Source organism: Treponema denticola (genome assembly GCF_024181605.1).
GTDB classification, from domain to species: Bacteria; Spirochaetota; Spirochaetia; order Treponematales; family Treponemataceae; genus Treponema_B; species Treponema_B denticola_B.
In genome coordinates, this window is record NZ_CP054477.1 from 2,011,969 (window position 1) to 2,033,719 (window position 21,751).

Here is a 21,751-nt window from a genome sequence, read left to right on the forward strand (position 1 = left end):
TCCCCAAAAAATTATATTAATAAATAATTTGTAGAAATTTGATTTTTTTACATATTTGTGCTATATTAGTTATACATAAAACTTTATATTTTGTGAGACATAAGATTAAATACATTCCGGATTTGGAAGGAGAAGACGTTTATGAAAAAGAAAAATAACGTATTAGTTTTTACATTGGTTATATTTACCATTATGATGTTTTTTACCTGTAAACAAAATGTAGGTTTGGGCGGCACTATCGATATTGAACGCCCAAACGGAGAAATTACTTATCCTGATGCAGGAGAAACTCCTATTAGGGGTAGTTTTGTAATGAAAGGTTATGCTCGTGATGATGACGGAATAAAATCAATAACTATATCATTCAAAAATATTGAGACCAAAGAAACTGTCGGCCCTTATAGTGTTGGAGGCTTTACTGAAGGAGATGGAAGTGTTTCATGGTCAATCAATATTGATAACGAATCTAAAGGTGTTGAAGCTCCTTCTCATGAGTTGGTAAAAAAATACCCCATCCCCGATGGTGAGTATACCGCCATTCTTACTGTTACCGATAAGGGCGGCAGAACTTATGAAACAACTAAAAACTATAAAATAGACAATACGCCTCCGGTATTTATCGTACAACGTCCGTCGGCGATTATAAACGAAAATGCCGTACCTTCGCCATCGGATCAGGCCGACGGTTATGGAGCTGTCTTTTCGGTCGTAGGACAAGCCGGCGAAAAAAATACCGTTGAAAAACTGAATGTGCATGTTCCGGGAGCAACGCCGCCGATCGATATGACCAATATGTTTGTTGGCAACAATATAAACGCGCAGGTTGCCGTTTATACTCCCACGGATGCTTTATACAGTTTTCAGGCGCAGGATGCAACGAAGCCTATCAAAGGAGCATTGTATCTGTACGACAATGCCCGCGAATATAAGGGCGGCAACGCTTCCGGCGAAGGCAATAAAGCCGATTGGTACTATCAGTGGGATGCCATTTACACCGACGTCATAGCAAAAGGCTACACCCCCGAAGTCATCAGCGATTATTTTGCCGGCAAGCAAGGTTCCGATAGAAACGATCACGATAAAAAAATAAAGGCTTTGCGCACCGATATAACCGCTTTGACTAAACTTAAAGAAAAAATGGTAAAAATGAGCGAAAAACGCAGCTCCTTTAAACTTGACCCGAGTAAATCTCCGGGATTTAAAGTTATCGGTGTAAAGAATCTCCCTAATACTAGTTCTACACCCTTAGATATTTCTCAAGCAACTTCAATGTTGTTTAAATCCGGAACAGAAACGGCATTTTCGGTAGAGCTTATCCGTAATAAAGACAACACTCCGCTGGTAGGAGGTTCCGATCTTGCAGACTATAACGCAAGCAATATCGAAATTGTTTTGCTCAAATGGGATGGTACCGGTGATGCAGCTAACTGTTTTAAAACCGGCTCAAATCTTGAGGAAAAATCGCTTGTAAAGTTTTCAACCTTGTCGAATACAAGCAATATTACAGTACCAGGCGGAAATTTACGCGTAAAATGTACATTTGATCCTTCTTGGGGTGAAGGCTATTATGCTGTAAAGGTTAAAGGAACGGATACTATCAACGAAGAGTCTCATAAATTTCAAGCATATGACAATTCCAACACGGCAAGCGGCGGATTTTATATTATAAATTTCCTTACTACCGGCTCAGGTCCGAGAATACGGCCTATCCGACCTAAAGGTGTTAAAAATACAACTTTAGATATAGAGGCCGATGTTAAAGGCATAGATTCAACCGGAGTGGTGTATTACAGTATAGACGCACCGGTACCTACCAGTCCTTATCCGACAACAGTGCTTACAAAGGTTAACCCTTCCGACCCGGACGATCTTCGATACAAAGCAGCGAATGTCAATATAAGTGGGCTTGATGACAAAACCCATACAATTTACTTTTTAGTCAAAGCAGGGTCCGGCTCGACCGATTCGGATACGACCGATTTTACTGTCGATAAGACGGCTCCTACAGTTACAATAAGATATCCTACAGCCGATGATCCTCAGGCAGGAGATATTACAATTTCGGGAGCAATTTCTGATGATCCACCGTCAGGATTGACACCTGAGCCTCCGACTGCCGGCGTAAAGGCAACAAGTACCAAATACATACTGGGTAAAAAAACTCCCGCACCGACTGTAAGTACTCCCGATTATGATGCCACAACCGCACCAAATGGCTGGAAAGCAATGGACTCTTCGACAAAGGGGTCGTGGAATGTCCGCGTCAACTTGGATCAAGTTCCCCCAGCCGAATACGGTACCGCCGTAGGTGCATATAACGAAATCCCTTTGTATATTTTTACGGAAGACGAAATAGGGAATAAAGACGTAAAAGAATTAAAAATTCTCTTTAACCCCGACGGCACGAAACCAGTTGTAAAAGTGCTTTCACCGCAGCAGACAACTCCAACCACAACCTTAGGCGGAACCATACAGATTTTCGGCACGGCAAGTGCCGTCATAGGTGGTCCGGGTGCTGTAGGCGAAGTGTATATCCAGTTTTCGCGTGACGGTCATTTTAATAATGCAGCCGACGGAACATTCGGTTCAACCAATTGGTATAATAGCCAGAATGGACAGCCTGTTCCGGGTACGGTTACAGGAGGTGCAGACTGGAGAATCAGCATCAACTCTGACAACTCCTTTAACCATACAACCGCGCAAAATCAGGATATCTATTTTAGAGTTCGTGCAAAAAATAAAACCACTGGCAGATTGGGGGAGTGGACAACACCGATAAAAATAATTGTTGATAAGTCGGCTCCCACTATCGGAAGCCCCAACGCTGTCAAAGTAGACGACGTTTCAAGTCATTCCCCCCAAGGCAGCGCAAATGCAAGGGACTACACACCCAATATGTGGATAGGACGCGGCAAAAAACTGATTGGTTCTCTGCATGATGACTCAGGTATCAAAGCCGTTCAAATTACATCAAGCGGATTGGCGGGCGGCGTGAACCATGACCTTGCTGCAGCTCAAAGTGCAGGCTGGATTACTCCCGCCGCGGGCAGTAACTATGAATTGAATATTCCTCTTGATTTAGATACACTTAGTCAGTCGGCTAAAGATGCGGGAGAATTCAGCATAACTATTTCCATTACTGAAAATACGGTAACGCCCGCTTTGAGTACTCAGCAAACGTTTACGTTCCGCTTTGATACGACTGATCCTATAGGGGACTATGGCACTGATAAATATATGAATATCGGGAACTTTACGTCTTCTTCGATAACGGAGGCACAACTTGCACAAAAAGTTCGCGACTTGGGAGGTACGACTTCTTCAGGCGGCGGCTGCAAAATGGTTGCAGGAAATTCAGTGCTTACGGTAACGAAGGTAACGGGCAATACTGTCGAGTTTACCGCTTCGCCTGCACTTACCGACGGAAATTACAGCTATATCTTATATAAACCGGACCTGCTTATATATGAGGGAAGCGGCGGTGACTGGATTATAAACGGTGTCGCGAATGACAGCGGTTCGGGCGTAAAAGAAGTGAAGGCAAAGGTAGTTGTAAACGGAACCTCTTCGCCCGAAATAACGATGACCGAAACCGATCCGCAAAACAGGATAACCAAACAACTTGGTGGAACGGTTACATGGCAAGGAAAAATCGATTTAGCTCCTACCCCTCCTGTCACTGATGGAAAGGGTAAACTGTACTACACTATAATCGATAACAGCGGTAATACATATAGCCGTAGTGTAGACGTGCATGTAAAAAATAAGCCTATCATGGTAAGTGCGATAACACTTTCTACCGATATAGGCGGTACACCGAGCTCCTTCACCGGAGGTTTGTCCGGAGCGTTAAATGCAAACCGCGATTTTATTGGAAGCGTTACAAGTACGAAATTTGCCTTTAAAAACAAAGATAACTCAAAGATAAAGGTTGAGTTTACCGGCGGTCAGGGTACCGTAAAATATCGGCTTAAAAAAGGCGACGATACGACTGAACTGCAACCCCTTACTACCATTACAAGCGGCAGTGAAATTGATTTAAAAAATCATTTGACTGCAATCGGTAATTCAAATGGTACGCCTACCAAGATAATTCTTGAGCTGTGGGATCAGGCGCATGACTTTATTCAAGGTAATGATACCACTTTTGCAAAAATAACGATTAAAACGCTCTTTGAAGCTATCGATACTAAACCACCGACGGTGGTCATTCTTCCGTTCCACTGGAATAAGGAGGACGACAACTCACTGTATCAAAACAGCCGTGCTAACGGACATGTGGAAATTGATACCTCTTCCGTTTCGGGTAAGGTTACAATCCGCGGGTTTGCGTATGATAATGTTAAACTGGATAAAATTGAAGCAACATTCCAGGATGCAGCGTCGCTGAATGTTACTGCGACAAGAACCGGTAATACATGGGCTTCCAATAAAACTATGGCTGCAAATGATGTGGAATTAAAAGTTACCCGTTTGGGTGCCGATTATTTGGGCTATTATGTTAAGTGGGAGCTCAGCTTTGACAGTTCAAAAATCCCGATGGGAACAGCTAAAGATATTAAAGTAATAGCGAACGATGGCGGAAGAAACTCCGTAGAAAGTGGTGCTCCTATTTCCATGACATTCGAAACGGTTACTAGAGCTGCTGAAAATTCAGCTTCACACGCTAGTTTCGCTTCGGCAAATATCGGGCAGTTTGTTTTATTTGAGACGGAGCAAAAACGATATCTTACCCGTATAAGCAGCAAAAACGGCAATACAATAACATTGGACAATTCTGTACCGACTGATATGAACCAAGCCGCTGTGTATGACTATTCGGCAAATAAAACAAAAACATCGGTAAAGAGTGTACCGTATATTACTTCGCTTGCTCGTGAGTCAAGGTATAATACCAATCGCTCTACTAGCGGTGCGTACAACCTATTAAGAGGTGATAAGTTTACCGTTACCGGATTTAATCTCGGTGGAACAGGCGCAACCGTAAAAGCCATAATTCCTGATGGAACCACAAATGGTTCAGCGATTACTATTTCCAGTGGCGCCTTTACACTTCCTGCAACGGCAAAATCGGGTAAGATTAAAATTACCGTAAAGCCTTCCGGCTCCGCTACTGCGGTAGAAGCTATTAACAATGATAGTAACAACAGCAAGCCCTATAACCGGCAGGATATTGAAAACCGTCCGGAAACTCAATATTGGACTGATGATTTGATAATCGATGTATGGAAAGACGATGAACAGTTTACAGGCAGCAATAATCCGAAGTATCCGAGTATGGCGATGGGTTCAAACGGAGATTTATATGCAGCGTACAGCAATTACTCCGAATCCAAAGTATACTACTCAAAGTTAGGTGGAACCGCTCAAGACGTTTATTTCGGCTATGACCCGCCGGAGGAAGCAGCGATAAGCGTAAAGGATTCAGGTACGGTAAATATTTTATATTCTGCTAACTATCATACAGGTTTTCCAATAAGCTGGAAGGCAAGTATCTACGGAGCCGGAGGTTTATATTGCTATGATACAAATGCGCCGGATTTGAAGTTTTATAATGATAATGGCGGAAAAATATACCGGTTTGAACTTTTTTATCACCAAAAGCAGTTACAGCAGTTTAAGAACTTCCGTATCGCAAGGAAAGATAATAATATACACATAGCGTATTATGATACTTTGGCGGCATCCGTTAAGTATTCAACGGTTCAGTCGGGAACAACGGATGCGGATATTAATTTCCCCAGTATACCATATGATCCGCTAGATACTAACAATAATCGCAGCGAAATAGCGTGGGTCGATTTGGACGGCAGTACCCTCCCAGATGTACTAAACGATTCTAATTTAAAGAGAGTCGGTACTGTTGCGGTACTTTCCAATAGTCAATTCGAAAACGGGCTTCAACGTACCGGCGGTACTACCGAATACTGTGCTCTTGCCTTGGACGGTTCAAATAGACCGGTCGTTGTCTATGCCGACGTCGACAAAGGTACCCTGCGGCTTGCACGGGCTTCTTCAGCAACTCCTACTGCTGCAAGTGATTGGAAAGTACAAAAGGTACTTCCCGCAGGCGATGCCAATACAGGGCGTGCAGCGGATTATTTTGCCGCACAATTCGACTCTACCGGTTATTTGCACATTGTGTTCCGCAATACAAAAGGACAGATTTGCTATGTAAAATCCACAAATGCCAATGCGGGAGCTTCCGCTTATACTTTCGAAAAAAGCGTTGTTATTGCGGAAAACGGTTCACGGGTAGAGCTTACGATAGACGGTACGACCCCCTACGTTGCGTATTTGAGTAAAACAAATGCGTATGACGGCATTCAAATTGCGTATTACGATGTAGGCTTGGTAAAAACATGGAAGCCTGACGGTTCTGCGGATCAAACAGGCGCATGGAATATTATGACTGCCGCAATGAAACATCGTGCCGGCGATGCACGTGCTTGTATTGCCGTTGCCCCGTCTTCTGTAACTGACTGGAAGGCGGCGGTAGGTTATACGCCGGGCAGCGTATACCGTGTCGTAAAATATATAGGTAGGTAGTTGTTTTTGTAAGGTGAAATTTTTAATCCCCCATCAGATTATCCGATGGGGGATTTTTTATTTGCCGTTGGAAACTTCAAAGAGCGTAGAGGCCTTTAATATTTTTACATGAACTCTAAGTTAATCTAGGCGCGTTTAGAGGTTTTAGGTAGATAAGCTCTGCACTTCTTCAATACTTAATCCTGTAGCTTTTGCGATAACTTCCACGGCAAAACCCATTTCAGTTAAGTTTTTAGCTGTTTCAAGTTTGTTTTGGTAAGCCCCATCGGCAAAACCTTGTCGGATACCTTATTGAAAACGATTGACACTTAAATAATCATCTTTTCCGATTGACTTTTTTTTAAATTATTGAGATATTTAAAGAATGAGTGATAAAAAAGAAATTGTTCCGATAGAAAGCTTGTTGCCTCAAAAGTTGAATATTGTTCCTTTGAGCGGCAGGCCGATTTTTCCCGGCATTTTTACGCCGCTTTTAATTAATGCTCCCGAAGACATAAAGTCAATCGAAGATGCCTATGCTGGCGACGGTTTTATAGGGCTTACCCTTCTTAAAAACAATATAGAAAACCCTCAAGCCAAGGACTTGTACAAGGTAGGCTGTGCCGCAAAAATCGTGCGTAAGATAAATCTGCCCGACGGCGGGCTCAATGTTTTTATAGCCACTCAAAAACGCTTTAAAATTCGCAAAACCGTCAACGATACAAATCCGATAGTCGTAGCCGTTCAATATCTGGATGATGAAGAAGAAAAAAACCATGAGGTGGAAGCCCTTACTAGAGCCCTCATAAGCGAAATGAAGCAGCTTTCTGAAAACAATCCCTTATTTTCCGAAGAGATGAGGCTCAATATGATCAATATTGACCATCCCGGAAAAATAGCCGACTTTATCGCAAGTATCTTAAACATTCAAAAAGAAGATCAGCAAAAGATTCTTGAAACTCTAAACGTAAAAAAGAGAATGGAAGAGGTCTTTGTTCATATCAAAAAAGAGCAAGAACTTTTACAGGTTCAGCGGAAGATACAGGATGACCTCAACATGCGTGTCGAAAAAAATCAACGCGACTATTTTTTAAGGGAAGAACTTAAATCCATCAAAGAAGAATTGGGACTGACCACAGATCCTAAGACCAATGAAGAAGAAAATTTTGCAAAGAGGATAGAAGAGTTTCAGTTTACCGGAGAGGTAAAAGAGGTTGTGGACTCAGAGTTTGAAAAATTTAAGATGCTCGACCCCTATTCTTCCGAATACATAGTTACCCGCAATTATTTGGAAACCATTCTTTCCCTTCCGTGGAAAAATTCGGAGCCGGAAGAATACGATATTGCAAAAGCTCAAAAGATTTTAAACAAGGATCACTACGGGCTTGAAGACGTAAAGACCCGAATAATAGAATACCTTTCAGTGCGTAAATTAAAGAAGGACACCAAGGGTTCGATTATTCTTTTGTTGGGCCCGCCCGGTGTAGGTAAAACGAGCGTCGGAATGTCCATAGCCCGTGCTATGTCTAAGCCTTTCTTTAGGTTTTCAGTCGGAGGTATGAGGGATGAGGCCGAAATAAAGGGGCACCGAAGAACCTACATAGGAGCCATGCCCGGCAAAATCCTCCAGGGCTTAAAGATAGTAAAAACCAATTCTCCCGTTTTTATGATAGACGAGGTCGATAAGATGGGGCAAAGCTATCAGGGTGACCCTTCAAGTGCTCTCCTCGAAGTTTTGGATCCGGAGCAAAATATAAACTTTAGGGACCACTATTTGGATTTACCCTTTGACCTTTCCAACATAGTTTTTATTCTCACGGCAAACACCCTCGATTCCATTCCCCGCCCTCTTTTGGACAGGGCCGAGGTAATAAAGCTTTCCGGCTACATCGATTCCGAAAAGGTGCAGATAGCAAAAAAACACCTTATTCCGAAAAGCCTTGAAAAGCACGGCCTTAAAAAGAATCAGGTAGTTTACAGTCAGGATATGCTCCTTTACATTGCCAACTCTTATGCAAGGGAAGCCGGAGTACGCAACTTTGAAAAGAAGCTGGATAAGATTCACCGCAAGGTTGCAACCGAAATTGTAAACGGCAAAAGAAAAGAAGACGAAAAGCTGATCGTAACAAAGGCCGACATTGAAAAGATGCTGGGCAAGGTTATCTTCCGCGATGACGATATTAAAAAGGCCGATGTCCCCGGTACCTCGATAGGTCTTGCATGGACATCTATGGGCGGAGACACTCTTTTGATAGAAACTGCATCGATGGCCGGAAAGGGCGGCTTTAAGCTCACAGGTCAAGCCGGAAACGTTATGAAAGAATCCGCAGGCATAGCCCTTTCATGGACTCGAATGTTTGCCGTAGACCAAAAAATAAAAAAACCGGACTGGTTCGAAAAAAATATAATACACCTTCACTTACCTGAAGGGGCGACTCCCAAGGACGGCCCGTCCGCCGGTATCACTATGGCCACAGCTCTTTTATCTCTATTTTCAGGGAAAACCATCAAGCCTAAACTTGCTATGACCGGAGAGCTTTCGCTAACAGGACAGGTTCTTGCTATAGGCGGCCTAAAAGAAAAAACAATCGCCGCCCGCCGCAACGGGATAAAGGAAGTTATTATTCCTCAGGCTAACACAAGAGACTTGGACGAAATCCCCGAATACATTAAAAAGGGCATCAAGTTCTACCCCGTAAGCCATGTTGAAGAAGTTTTGGATATAGCCTTTAGGGGTGCATTGACTAAGAAAAAAAGATAGACGAGCGGATTTTAAGTATACTCAATCAATTATAGAAAAACTTGACAATTTGTGATATACTAAAAATGTTAAGGGGGCTATGTATGCTGTTAACTACTGTTCAGGAAAAATTGGAATCAATTCCGGATGAATACATGGTTGAAGTGTATAATTATTTAGAACTTTTACAATACAAAATACTCTATAAAAAGCAACATGAAAAATCTGTAAAAAGATTTCCTAATCGTCGGCCGGACATTTTAAAGCAACCGAATTTCTATATGTCGCCGGCTTTTGACGAACCATTGGAAGATTTTAAGGAGTATATGTGAAATATTTTTTAGATACTCATGCACTTCTTTGGTATTTGTTTGATAGTGAAAATCTATCTAAAACGGCTAAAGAAATAATCAATAATGAATTTTGCTACTACAGTAAAGTTTCATTATGGGAAATTGCGATAAAACAGACCCGTAATCTTCTTCAGTATAAAAATTCAATCCAAGATATTATAGATACAAAAATTCCGTTGTATGATGTAAAAACTGTTTGGTAAAACAAAATAAGCCTAGCTCCCTAACTGAGGCGTGTGGAGAAAGTAAAAAATGGGACAATTAGACAAAGGAATAGCTATTTTAACAATAGGCGGAGCAGATGGCCTAACTTCAATCTATGTTTCTAAAATGTATTTATTTCCAGTAATACTAATAGCCGTGATTATTACGGTCTTATTCCTTTTGGCTATATACAGGTTCATAAAAAATATAAAAAGAAAAAATAAAATAAGGTCCATTTTATATGGTATAGTAATTCTATTTTTGTTCATTTTTATTCCAACAGTATCAATTTTAAGTATTAAAGAATATAAATGGCACAAACCTTTATTAAATGCTGTGTTACGATCATCTGATAGGTTAAGCCTGCCAGATGATAATATAAATCTAGGAATATATACCGAAGCAGAAAATTTTGATTATTTCAGAATAAATAATAAAATCATTAATGTACAGATTGGATTTGCAGGTACGGGATTCTTAATAGGCAAGAAAATTGATTCCGAAAGTTATAAGGCTATTGAAGAAATATACAGTAGCGGTGTGTATGCAGTATCTGCTGAAGATTCATATATTGGAACAGTAAAAGGAAATATCTTAAAAATAAATGAAAATGAATATTTTACTTTAGAAAATAATACTCTAAGATATTTTAATAAAAACAAAGAATATCCAATTTATGGAATAGAAGATAATTGGATAAATGATGTAAAATAATCGTATAACAAAGTTTCAAAGCCGACAAACCAGTCAGGCTGATTTGAGGTTTAAACAGTTGTTATGTGGACTGCCCTTCGGGCAGCTTGAGGTAAAAATGAAGAAATATATTCCCAGTTAATAAGTCTATTTATCCTATGTAGTTGCCAAAGTACAGGATTTCTAATCGCTAAAGCAAAGGTTACAGTGATAAATGGAGTATATCCCTTCTGAACAATATATTGAATTGACTTAGATTACTTGTGATAATACAGAAGATAATTGGTGCTGATGGAATAATAATCTTATGAAAATCTGCATTCGGAGAGGAGGGATAATTGGTTATATGTATTATATAGCAGCTGAAGAATATGGCATGAAAATCATAGTTTTCAAATATGAACGATTTAGGCAGTGGAGCAAGCCCGCTTTTTTGAAAAAAATCCTTGACAAAAAACTATACAATGTATATACTAAAAATAATGGAGGTTTATTATGCAGGTTGTAGTTCAGAAATGGGGTAATAGTCTCGGATTTAGAATACCCTCTCTTTGGGCAAAAGATAATAATGTAAAGCATGGAAGCAAAATAGAAGTAATCGCAGAAAAAGGAAAAATCGTAATTCTTCCTCAGGAAAAAAATCTTGATGATATGCTGGCAATGGTTACTTCTGAAAATGTTCATTCGGAAATTTCGACAGGTTATTCAGTAGGTAACGAAGAATGGTGAATTCAAATTATGTTCCCGATAGAGGCGATTTAGTTTGGCTTGATTTTAATCCGCAAGCAGGACATGAGCAGAAAGGTCGTCGTCCTGCAATTTGCATTTCTCAAAAACGATACAATCAAAAAGTCGGACTTGCTTTATTTTGTCCTATTACAAGCCATATAAAAGGCTATCCTTTTGAAATTGTATTGGATAATCATTCGATAAATGGCTGTATTCTTAGCGACCAAGTAAAGAACCTTGATTATAAAAAAAGAAGTTGTGATTTTATAGAAAAAACAACAGAAGAAGAGATAAATGCTGTTGTAGATAATATAAAGTTGTTGATTGAGTAATCACCTAACATCCGCTTCAAGCCGACATTGCGGACAAGCCGCAAATGCAACTTAAGCGTTAGTTATGTGGACTCCCTCACTGGTGTGCTTGGGTGGAAAAAAATGTTAGAAAAAAAAGTAATTACAATAAATAAAAATAAAATAAATATTGATTTCTCTGAATTAGAAAAAGAAATTAATAATTTAAAAATATCACCAAAAGAATTAGTTGAAGTTGTTAATGTGAAAACAACAATGGAACCGGTAAGTAATGAATTAATAATTTTTAAAGATAATAAATGTATAGCAAATTATATAATTGAATCCGGAAATAAAAGTAATTTTTCAAGTCTGAAATTTCTTCATTTATGCATCCGGATCTTAAATAATTTTGGTCTGATGATCGATGGCGAAATTGATGATAGTCCATTTAAAACAGAAAAGAAAATTAATCAGATAGACGGAATAAGATTTCAGCCGGTTTTATTAAATGCATATAATAATGATAATCCGGAAAATAAGGGAATGGGATTATTCAGCAGAGGCTTACATTTTTCGGGATTTATAACTCCTTCAAATTTCAGATTATGCTGCATTTGCGATGAATGTAAAAAAAGTTTTAATATTCATAGTTACCATGCAGGAAATGGTTATTTCCAGTATTTTTATTCAGATGATGGCAGCGAAACTTTAATGGTTCCTTATGATGCAATTAAAGATATGCCTGGTCAGTTATGTAAAAATATTTCAGAAGAATCAGTAAAAAGAATTGATTCTCAATTAGAAAAAAAAGGATATGGAAGATTTAAATTTTACAATCCTTTTAGATGTCCTTATTGTAAAGCTCCATATATTGATTTTCAAAAACATCCGGAAATAAGGGAATATGAATATTATGCAAATGTATTTTTGAATAAAGAAATGATAGAATATAAGTATAAAAAATGAAATCAACTGAAGTATATAAAACTATAAATGTAGTAATTAAGGAAGATTTTAAAGCATTAGGATATAAAAAGACTAAAGGCGGAATGCTTGGTTTTTATAAGCAAATAAACGAATTATACGTAATATTTTGGTTTCAATGTGCTCAAAGTGCTTTTAATTTTTATACAGGATCAAAATTTGTTATCGAATTTCAGCTAAGTGAAACAGATGGAATAGGTGCTAAGGCTATTGAGAGAAATAGAATAAGCCATTATTTAACACAAGAAGAATTAAAATACATTACAAAAAAAGAAAATGAAATAAGAAAAAAAATGAAAAAACCGCCTTCAAATTATCCATTGCTAAATATGTCTGATGATATTAAAAAATGGTTTTTGAAAAATTACGAACTCGTAAAAGATGTATATAATAACGATACGGACATTTGGCTTAGATATATTGAAGAAAAAGATATAAAAGAATGGGCTGAATATTTTAAAAATATAATCAAAAGAATAGTAGGAATTTTGGAGCAAAAAGCAATGAATCAGGAACATTCCACAACCGGTTTAAACTGATATTGCTATACAATATAGGTTAAGCGAATCTTAGGGAGTTTTTAATTGAAAATGAATAAAAATATAATCGCGATTATTTATGCAGTTGCTGCTGCAGCTTTTTATGCATTGAATGTTCCTTGTTCTAAAATACTCCTTCAAAATATTTCACCTGTATTTTTGGCCGGGCTTCTTTATATTGGAGCAGGACTTGGTGTAGGAATTTTGTATTTATTCAATTTTAAAAAAGAGCAAAAATCTGAACGCCTTGGTAAAACTGATTTACCGTATACTTTGGGGATGATTGGTCTTGATATTGTCGCTCCAATTTTGTTAATGCTTGGGGTGAAATACGGAACTTCATCAAATGCATCTTTGCTTGGAAATTTTGAAATAGTAGCTACAGCATTAATTGCATTGATTATATTTAAGGAAAAAGTGACATGGAGGTTATGGCTTGCAATTCTTTTTATTACCGCTTCAAGTATAATTCTTTCGTTTGAAAGTATTGAAGGATTAAATTTTTCCATAGGCTCTTTGTTTGTTCTTGGAGCAACAATTTGCTGGGGATTGGAAAATAATTGTACCCGCAGAATATCAAATAAAAGTACATATCAGATTGTAACAATAAAAGGACTTTGTTCAGGATTTGGTTCGATAATTGTAGCTCTTGTTTCCGGTAAAATCGGTTTTGCTCTTAAATATATTCCTTTCGCATTATTGTTAGGATTTGTAGCCTACGGATTAAGTATTTTTACATACATTCGTGCTCAAAAATATTTGGGTGCAGCTAAAACAAGTGCATATTATTCGCTTGCACCATTCATAGGAACATTTTTGGCATTTATATTATTAAAAGAGAGCATATCAATTAAATATATATCGGCGTTAGTTGTAATGATTATAGGCACTGTTTTTATAGTGTATGATACATTAATTAAAGAACATTTACACGGACATAGGCATACATTTACACATACACATAACGGCATAACGCACACACATACAATATCCCATTCTCATTTACATAATCATTTTATTTCTGATTCAAAACATGGTCATCATCATAGCATTGAGGAATTAGAAAATGAATTAAAAAATGAGGCAGGAAAATAAAAAAAATCAGAAGTTCTATTGACGTTACAAGCGATTTGTTGTATATTATAGCTGTAAGTTAATTAGAACAACAGTTCGAATAACTTACACAGACACCGGGCAAGAGATGCCCGAAAGAAGGTGAATTATGACACAGACAGAGCGGAGGCGTTTTTTGATTGAATATCTTCTCGCAGAAAATTCACAATATAGAGGAGTGCAGATTCCTGAAAGTGAAACAGAGCAAAAATATCTTCTTCGCTCACTTGTGAATGTGCGTCATGCAGTTCCTGCGAGTGAAGAGTTTTTGCATATTGAAGATGAGTATTTGCAGGAAGAAATTAAATTGAGCGGAATTACCGACATCGCGGATTTAGTTCCGGCTTGTGATGATCTTTACATTTGGCGAGGCGACATCACTACACTTAAAGTTGACGCAATCGTAAATGCAGCGAACAGCGGAATGACAGGCTGCTGGCAGCCGTGCCACTCCTGTATCGACAACTGCATACACACATTTGCAGGAATAAGGCTCCGTGCCGCCTGCGATTCGATTATAAAAAAGCAAGGGCATGAAGAGCCGACAGGACAAACAAAAATCACTCCTGCGTTTAATCTGCCGTGTAAGTTTGTGCTTCATACTGTTGGCCCAATTGTGGAAGGGCAGCTTACCCAAACTGATTGCGATTTGCTTTCTTCATGCTATAAATCTTGTCTTGATTTGGCGCATGATAAGGGCCTTAGGTCGATAGCCTTTTGCTGTATTTCAACAGGCGTTTTCGGTTTTCCGCAGGAAGAGGCGGCACGAATCGCGGCCGCTGCCGTCAAAGAATGGAAAGAAAAAAACGAGAAATCCGGTTCAAGCCCCAACATGGCAGGCCATACCGGCGGAATGAAGGTTGTGTTTAATGTGTTCACTGAAAAAGATGAGGAGATTTACAGGGGGCTTATTTTCAGCCGTTAAAAATGGGAGGATTTTGTATGGCAGAGAAGATTGAGAAATTAAAACAGGTTCTTTACGAAGCGGAAACAATTGTCATCGGTGCCGGAAGCGGGCTTTCCACTTCGGCAGGATTTACTTATTCCGGAGAACGGTTTGAAAAATATTTTTCAGATTTCGCGGTAAAATACGGTTTTCATGATATGTATTCCGGAGGGTTCACTCCTTTTGAATCGCTCGAAGAGCATTGGGCATATTGGAGCCGTTATATTATGATAAACCGCTATATGGATCCGCCGAAACCGGTTTATAAAGATTTGTTTTCGCTTGTGAAGGACAAGGATTATTTTGTGATCACGACAAATGTAGACCATTGCTTTCAAAAAGCCGGCTTTGACAAGAACCGGCTATTTTACACGCAGGGCGACTACGGATTGTTTCAATGCAGCGAGCCGTGTCATGAGGAAACTTATGACAATGAAAAACAAATCCGAGCAATGTGGGAATTTCGTGATGAAATGAAAGTTCCGACAGAACTTGTTCCCCGTTGTCCTGTTTGCGGAAAGCCGATGAGCATGAACCTACGGGCAGACCACACTTTTGTAACGGACAAAGGCTGGCACAAGGCATCAAAACAATATGAAAAGTTTTTGCAAACTCGGAATATAATCGGTCCGCAGGGTCAACAAGAGCATCAAGCAAACAGCGGGAAAATACTGTTTCTTGAACTGGGCGTTGGAGGAAATACTCCCGGAATAATAAAGTATCCGTTTTGGCAAATGACTGAAAAAAATCCGAATGCGGGTTATGCCTGCATCAATTTTGGAGAAGCCGTTGTGCCGCTCAAAATAGAAAAGCAATCTATCTGTATCAATGACGATATTGGCGAAGTCTTAAAGAAAATGGTATAATTGGAAATATGAAAATAAGTGTTCGTTTTACGGCAGCAGTACATACTCTTTTGTGTATCCGGTATTTTGAAAAAGATATGCGTGTTACTTCGGATTTTATTTCTGCAAGCACAGGTGTAAATGCCGTTATCATAAGAAAAATTTTGCTTCAGTTACAAAAAGCGGGACTTGTAAAAACTGCCGCAGGGGTCGGCGGGTCGCACTTGGCTCAAGCCTCAGATAAAATAACGCTTCTCGATGTTTACAACGCAATCAATGAGGGAGAGGAAGAGAGGGATATTTTTAATTTTCATCCTAATCCGAATCCTAAATGTCCTGTGGGAAGAAAAATTCATCTTGTGCTTGATGCTAAATTGGATGATGCCCAAAAAGCAATGAAGGATTCGCTTAGCAAAACAACTATTGCCGATTTAAGTAAAGATATCTAATATTCACAAAATAATGTTAATAATTCTCATCATTGACTAATTATAAGCATTTATGATAATATATCTAAAAATTTAATATATTGCGAGGTCTTTATGATAGAAGTAAATGCTATGGGACAGGCTTGTCCTATTCCCGTTATTATGGCAAAAAAGGCTGTCAGGGAAAATACGGGTAAAGAAAATATCTCGGTCAAGGTGGATAATGAGGTGGCAACTCAAAACCTTTCAAAGATGGCGGCTCAGCTCGGCATAGGGGTTGAGGTAAACAAGATTTCGGAAAAGGAGTTTACAGTTCTTTTAAAGGCAAAAGACGGCGTAAATTTAAATCCTGTTGCCGTTCCTCAAACTTCAAGCGGAGAATATGCTGTTGTGATAAACTCGGATCAGATGGGGTCAGGAGATGAAGGCTTCGGCAAAAAGCTTTTAGAAGGTTTTATCTATGCACTCACGGAACAGGATGTGCTTCCCAAGTTTGTTGTCTGCTATAATTCGGGTGTAAAACTTACAACCGAAAACGAAAAAACCGTAAATGACTTAAAGGCTCTTGCCTCTCAAGGCTGCGAAGTTCTGTCTTGCGGCTTGTGTCTTGACTTTTACGGACTTAAAGAAAAGCTCAAGGTAGGAACTCCTACAAATATGTACCGCATTACCGAAATTATGCGCACCCACTTTGTAGTGCGTCCATAGTTTACCAAAGTATAGCAAAAAAGAATAACGGAATAGAAATTTGAAAACCTACGGAGTTTTTTCGTTTTCGTCTTCTCATCATGCGATAGCCGCTGAAGCCATAACTTCTGGCGAAGTTATGGCTTCAGCTGAAGTTTCCGATGCTGAAGCATTGGAAACTTCGGGAGATTTTTCTTCTGCTGCAAGTGCAATTGAGGGCCTGACTGAGGCGAGGCTTATTCCTCTTCCGCCTGAAATTTCTGCGGGCTGCGGTTTGGTTTTACGGGTAAATGAAGAAGGTATAAAAATGACTTCACGCCTTTTAACCGAGGCCGAAATTCCTTATACGGGAACGTATCTTTTAAAAATAGAAACAAATAAAAGGTTTGTGGAAAAATATGATCTATCTTGACAATAGTGCAACCACCCTTCAAAAGCCGGAAACTGTAGCCCAAGAGGTATTTAAGGGGATTGCTTCACATCAATTCGGGAATCCGGGGAGAGGAGCTCATAGTACGGCCCATGCAGCCCTGACAGAGCTTTTTAAAACAAGGCAAACTTTAGCAAAGCTTTTTAATATAAAAAATCCCTTAAATGTTGCTCTTTGTCAAAATGCTACATCTGCTTTAAACCTCGTAATAAAAAGCCTTTTTTCAGGCAAAGAAAATACTCACATCATAACCACCGTTCTTGAACATAACTCGGTTTTACGCCCCCTTTATCAGCTCGAAAAAGATGGAGCTGAGCTTTCAATTATCCCTATTCAAGACGGCTTTTTGTGCTATGATTTTATCGAAAAAGAGGTCAGAGCAAATACCAAAGCAATTATCGTAAACCACTGCTCAAACGTGGTAGGCTCAATCTGTGACTTGGGCTATGTTCATTCTATCTGCAAAAAACACGGTCTAATCTTAATTGTAGATGCTTCGCAAAGTGCGGGTACAATTCCTATAGACGTATCAAAATATGGGCAAAGTATTTTTTGTTTTACCGGCCACAAGGGGCTCTACGGGCCTCAGGGGACGGGCGGTATTATCGTAAACGGAAATTTCGAGTTTGTCCCTGTTTTTTCGGGAGGAAGCGGAGTTCACTCTTTCGATAAAACTCACCCATCCGAGATGCCCGACATCTTTGAAGCGGGCACCATGAATGTTCCGTCCTTTATGGGTTTAAATGCAGGAGCTTCCTACGTTTTAAAAACAGGAATTACTTCCATTCAAAAGAAATTGGCCGATTTAAAATTGCTTTTTATCGAGGAAATAAAAACTATTCCCAATCTTAAAATATACGGAAATCCTTGGAGCGAAAAAACAGGAGCTGTTGTAGGTATAAATATAGGAGATATTCCCTCGGGAGAAGTAAGCCGCCGCCTCGATGAGGAGTTCGGCATCGCAAGCCGGCCGGGAGCTCACTGTGCTCCATTGGTACACAAGGCTCTCGGAACCGAAGAGCAGGGCATAGTCCGTTTTAGTTTTTCTTCTTTTAATACATTTGAAGAAGTCAAACAGGCTGCCGAGGCCTTAAAAAAAATAGCTCAAAACGCATAAAAAAAGCAGCCGATTTTTAAAACCGGCCGCTTGACTTAAAATTCTCTACTGAGATTTATCCTATTTTGTTAGATAACCGCTCCTGAAAGTTCACCCGGGGCTTTTTTGCCTCTGGTAATCATCTCTCCGGCTTTTTTACCCTTGGAGGTAAGAGCGATAAAATAAGACGCAATATAGATTGACGAATAGGTTCCGCTTATAAGACCTACAATTAAGGCTAAGGCAAAATCCTTCATCGAATCGGTGGTAAACAAATAAAGTGCTACAACTGCAACCATCGTTGTAAGGGTTGTAATAATTGTTCGGGTAAACACTTCGCTTAAGGCCTTATCCAAAACCTCGTTACATTCAAGTCTCGGTTCAAGATTAATCTTTTCACGGATACGGTCAAAGATAACGATTGTGTCGTTTATGGAATAACCTATAATCGTAAGAATGGCCGCTATCGTCGTAGAATTAAATTCCATCTGTGTCCATGAGATAAACATAATCATTACGATTGTATCGTGGAGCAGAGCAATAATTGCCGCAAGCGAAAAATTCCATTGAAAGCGGAACATTGCATAAACAAAGATTAAAACCAAGGCACCGCCTACCAGCAATATTGCCTGTTGTGCCAATGAAGAAGAAAAACGGGAACCTACAAAGTCCGTACTTATAACTGCAATGTTTTCAGAGCCGTAGGCTGCATTTAAGGCAGAGTTTATAATCGAACGTAATTCTTTGTTTGCATCTTCATATTTTCCGTCATCGGCAAGTCTTATCTGAAAATACCTGTCTTCCGGTGTTCCCAGTTGCTGAACCAAAACCGAGGGTATTGAAGAAAGCGCATGACGAACTTCATCGGTATTTATCGGTTGAAGCCCTTTTTCCAAATGATGAAGTCGGAACACAGCGGCCGAAAGACGGGAAGAAGATTCCGAGTCGGAAAACAGGTTTTTAAGAAGCACATTTTCCGACGCGGTAACTTTTACCTTTAAACCATCAATAGAGGCAAGGCCGTCAGCAAAGTCTTTAAGAGTCGGATTATCGGTAAAATTGAAGACATAGGACTTACTTTCACCATCTAAAGATGTTGTAGTAATCGAAACATCGGATATACCTTGAGAAAAGGACACCGTTAAAGGCCCCTCATAAGAAAGCTCTATCGCCGTAGGGGCTATTTTTACCTTTTCGATAAAACCGGCTTGAAAGTCAATACCGAAATTTATTCCTTTGGTAAAATAGCCTATAATTCCAAAGGCCATAAGTCCTATACTGAAAATAATGCCCGGAACAAAAAATTTAGAAAAACTTATTATTTTTTTCATTTTATAACTTCCTCCAGCTGATATGAATCTTCTCCAATTTTAATGCTTGAGTTCCGAAATCAAATATTAATCGTGAAACAAACAAAGCGGTAAATACTGAAGAAACAACACCTATGGCTAAGCTGTATGCAAAGCCCTTTATCGGTCCGGTTCCGAGAATTGATAAAAAGAAGGCCGCAATGAAGGTTGTAATGTTTGAGTCCATAATTGCAGAAAAAGCATGTTCAAAGCCTGCGTTTATGGAAGCTTCCCTTGTTTTACCAAGCCTTAGTTCTTCTTTTATTCTTTCAAAAACAACAACGTTAGCATCTACAGCCATACCTATAGTTAAAATCATACCTGCAATACTGGGCAAGGTAAGAGTTAAATTGAAGGCTGAAAGAATACTGAACATTATATAAAGGTTTAAAATTTGAGCAATACAGGCATTGATTCCCGCTTCCTTATAGAATACAAGCATAAAAATCAAGACGGCAATTAAGCCCCACTGCAATGCCTTAATACCTTCGTTAATCTTTTCGTCGCCTAAGCTGGCTCCTACAACCTGCTGAGTTTCAAGCTGGAGCGGAACATTTAGCCATGCAGTCCGTAAAACGGTTTTAAGATTGTTTGCTTCCGTTGCAGACATTCCACTTATGCTTCCCGAACCTCCGGTAATAGGCTCCTTGAGGTTTGGGGCTGATTTTATCTTATTGTCAGAAACTATGGCAAGCCTTTTTCCGACATTGCTTGTAGTTAATTCTGCAAATATCTTTGCTCCTTCAGCATCGAGAGAAAAGTTTACAAGCGGGTTATTGGATCTTTGATCTGTTGAAGTGTCGACACTTACGAGGTGTTTTCCTTCAAGACCTGCTTGTTTTTTTACGACAAGGAAGGGTTCTCTATCGTCTCTTTCATCTATACCGTAGGCATCTTTGTGATATACACCCAGTACCATACAGTCTTCGGGAATAATTTCGGGATTTAAAAGATTATATTCGGCATCAAAGGTTTTTCCCGGATTGTTTCGATAATATTCTCTAAATGCCTGAGTAGCCTCATCATCCACTATATGGAAGGCTAAAATACCTCGGCCCATGATAATGGAGTTTATCTTATCTGCATCGGCTGCTCCCGGCATTTCAATATAAATTCTATCATCCCCTTGGCGTCTAATTACAGGGTCTGTAAGACCGAACTTATCTATTCGGCTTCGGAGGGTATCCATGGCCAAAGTCATTGCAGCCTTCTTCGAGTCGGCTATTGTATCGCTGCTTGCCCCGTCTGCAGAAATGGCAGCATCCAAGTCGGCCTTGATAATAACCAACATACCGCCCGATAAGTCAAGTCCCAGTTTAACGGCATTTGTTTGATAGTTTTTTATACCTAAAATGGAATCCCTATACGCAGTTTCTAAGATAGACTGGGCTATGGGTATAAACTTTTCTTTTGAGGAAAGTTTAAAACTTGCAGCAACATCTTGAGCCGTCCACTGTGAGGGTATCTCCATACCCAAGGCCTTTCGACGAGCTTTAGCTTCTTTAATAATAGGAGCATATTTTTCCGAAAGAGGTTCTGTTGAGTTTGAAGCTGCCATTTCTATGAGCTTATCAATATCAGCTCTTGCCATATTTTCGGAATAATCTTTAATCTTTTCTCTTGATGCCAAAGCTAACGCTTTATCTTCTTGGTTTGTCCAAAAATACCATTTAAGGGTAGGATGTAAGAAAACAAAGCACAAGGCAATGACAAGAAGAACAACGATAAATCTAAATCTTTTTCTCATTATTTATCTCCCTTTGCGGTTTTAAACTTAAAACCGCAAATTGTTTT

Annotated in this window: 18 protein-coding genes and 1 pseudogene; 16 read left to right on the forward strand and 3 right to left on the reverse strand. The window is 39.3% G+C overall.

Annotation, left to right across the window (positions count from 1 at the left end; all coding sequences use genetic code 11):
• Nucleotides 1-141 precede the first annotated feature (141 nt).
• Complete coding sequence (locus tag E4N80_RS09455) at nucleotides 142-6,549, forward strand: hypothetical protein (RefSeq protein WP_253698997.1); 6,408 nt, start codon at nucleotides 142-144, stop codon at nucleotides 6,547-6,549.
• Nucleotides 6,550-6,693: 144 nt separating this feature from the next.
• On the opposite strand, the pseudogene E4N80_RS13080 reads toward E4N80_RS09455, so the two are convergent.
• A pseudogene (locus E4N80_RS13080) lies at nucleotides 6,694-6,837 on the reverse strand (Rpn family recombination-promoting nuclease/putative transposase); the annotation flags it as partial.
• A gap of 76 nt (nucleotides 6,838-6,913) precedes the next feature.
• Between E4N80_RS13080 and lon the strand changes: the two are divergent.
• The 15 genes from lon (at nucleotide 6,914) to E4N80_RS09530 (ending at nucleotide 18,629) form a co-directional block, all read left to right on the forward strand.
• A complete protein-coding gene (gene lon / locus E4N80_RS09460; RefSeq protein WP_253698998.1) occupies nucleotides 6,914-9,289 on the forward strand; it encodes an endopeptidase La in 2,376 nt (791 codons plus the stop codon).
• 83 nt (nucleotides 9,290-9,372) lie between these two features.
• On the forward strand, nucleotides 9,373-9,600 hold the full coding sequence (locus E4N80_RS09465) for a DUF2281 domain-containing protein (protein WP_253698999.1): 228 nt from the start codon (nucleotides 9,373-9,375) through the stop codon (nucleotides 9,598-9,600).
• Nucleotides 9,597-9,824, forward strand: a complete 228-nt coding sequence (locus E4N80_RS09470; RefSeq protein ID WP_253699000.1) for a type II toxin-antitoxin system VapC family toxin — start codon at nucleotides 9,597-9,599, stop codon at nucleotides 9,822-9,824. The genes E4N80_RS09465 and E4N80_RS09470 overlap by 4 nt, the downstream gene beginning before the upstream one ends.
• A 49-nt stretch (nucleotides 9,825-9,873) precedes the next feature.
• Nucleotides 9,874-10,539 (forward strand): hypothetical protein, encoded by a 666-nt coding sequence (locus E4N80_RS09475; protein ID WP_253699001.1) that lies wholly within the window; start codon nucleotides 9,874-9,876, stop codon nucleotides 10,537-10,539.
• Between the two features lie 474 nt (nucleotides 10,540-11,013).
• Complete coding sequence (locus tag E4N80_RS09480) at nucleotides 11,014-11,247, forward strand: AbrB/MazE/SpoVT family DNA-binding domain-containing protein (protein WP_253699002.1); 234 nt, start codon at nucleotides 11,014-11,016, stop codon at nucleotides 11,245-11,247.
• On the forward strand, nucleotides 11,241-11,579 hold the full coding sequence (gene mazF, locus E4N80_RS09485; RefSeq protein ID WP_010694033.1) for an endoribonuclease MazF: 339 nt from the start codon (nucleotides 11,241-11,243) through the stop codon (nucleotides 11,577-11,579). The genes E4N80_RS09480 and mazF overlap by 7 nt, the downstream gene beginning before the upstream one ends.
• A 102-nt stretch (nucleotides 11,580-11,681) precedes the next feature.
• A complete protein-coding gene (locus E4N80_RS09490) occupies nucleotides 11,682-12,506 on the forward strand; it encodes a hypothetical protein (protein WP_253699003.1) in 825 nt (274 codons plus the stop codon).
• On the forward strand, nucleotides 12,503-13,063 hold the full coding sequence (locus E4N80_RS09495; protein WP_253699004.1) for a hypothetical protein: 561 nt from the start codon (nucleotides 12,503-12,505) through the stop codon (nucleotides 13,061-13,063). Before E4N80_RS09490 ends, E4N80_RS09495 begins: the two co-directional genes overlap by 4 nt.
• Nucleotides 13,064-13,114: 51 nt before the next feature.
• The gene (locus tag E4N80_RS09500) at nucleotides 13,115-14,158 is read left to right on the forward strand and encodes a DMT family transporter (protein WP_253699005.1); all 1,044 of its coding nucleotides are present in this window, start codon (nucleotides 13,115-13,117) and stop codon (nucleotides 14,156-14,158) included.
• A 127-nt stretch (nucleotides 14,159-14,285) separates the two neighbouring features.
• The gene (locus E4N80_RS09505; RefSeq protein ID WP_253699006.1) at nucleotides 14,286-15,101 is read left to right on the forward strand and encodes a protein-ADP-ribose hydrolase; all 816 of its coding nucleotides are present in this window, start codon (nucleotides 14,286-14,288) and stop codon (nucleotides 15,099-15,101) included.
• A gap of 17 nt (nucleotides 15,102-15,118) precedes the next feature.
• A complete protein-coding gene (locus E4N80_RS09510) occupies nucleotides 15,119-15,988 on the forward strand; it encodes an SIR2 family NAD-dependent protein deacylase (RefSeq protein WP_253699007.1) in 870 nt (289 codons plus the stop codon).
• Between the two features lie 8 nt (nucleotides 15,989-15,996).
• Nucleotides 15,997-16,416 carry an Rrf2 family transcriptional regulator gene (locus tag E4N80_RS09515; RefSeq protein ID WP_253699008.1) on the forward strand — a complete coding sequence of 140 codons (420 nt, stop codon included), beginning with the start codon at nucleotides 15,997-15,999 and terminating at the stop codon, nucleotides 16,414-16,416.
• 93 nt (nucleotides 16,417-16,509) lie between these two features.
• A complete protein-coding gene (gene yedF / locus E4N80_RS09520) occupies nucleotides 16,510-17,103 on the forward strand; it encodes a sulfurtransferase-like selenium metabolism protein YedF (protein ID WP_002681889.1) in 594 nt (197 codons plus the stop codon).
• A gap of 40 nt (nucleotides 17,104-17,143) precedes the next feature.
• Nucleotides 17,144-17,494: a putative Se/S carrier protein gene (locus E4N80_RS09525; protein WP_253699009.1), complete on the forward strand. Its 351-nt coding sequence runs from the start codon at nucleotides 17,144-17,146 to the stop codon at nucleotides 17,492-17,494.
• The gene (locus tag E4N80_RS09530) at nucleotides 17,481-18,629 is read left to right on the forward strand and encodes an aminotransferase class V-fold PLP-dependent enzyme (RefSeq protein WP_253699010.1); all 1,149 of its coding nucleotides are present in this window, start codon (nucleotides 17,481-17,483) and stop codon (nucleotides 18,627-18,629) included. The genes E4N80_RS09525 and E4N80_RS09530 overlap by 14 nt, the downstream gene beginning before the upstream one ends.
• 68 nt (nucleotides 18,630-18,697) lie before the next feature.
• Here the strand turns inward: E4N80_RS09530 and secF are convergent, their stop codons facing one another.
• Both secF and secD read right to left on the reverse strand, forming a co-directional pair.
• A complete protein-coding gene (secF, locus tag E4N80_RS09535) occupies nucleotides 18,698-19,939 on the reverse strand; it encodes a protein translocase subunit SecF (RefSeq protein ID WP_253699011.1) in 1,242 nt (413 codons plus the stop codon).
• Between the two features lies 1 nt (nucleotide 19,940).
• Entirely contained in the window at nucleotides 19,941-21,704 is a 1,764-nt protein-coding gene (gene secD / locus E4N80_RS09540; protein ID WP_253699012.1) for a protein translocase subunit SecD, read from the reverse strand.
• Between the last annotated feature and the right edge of the window lie 47 nt (nucleotides 21,705-21,751).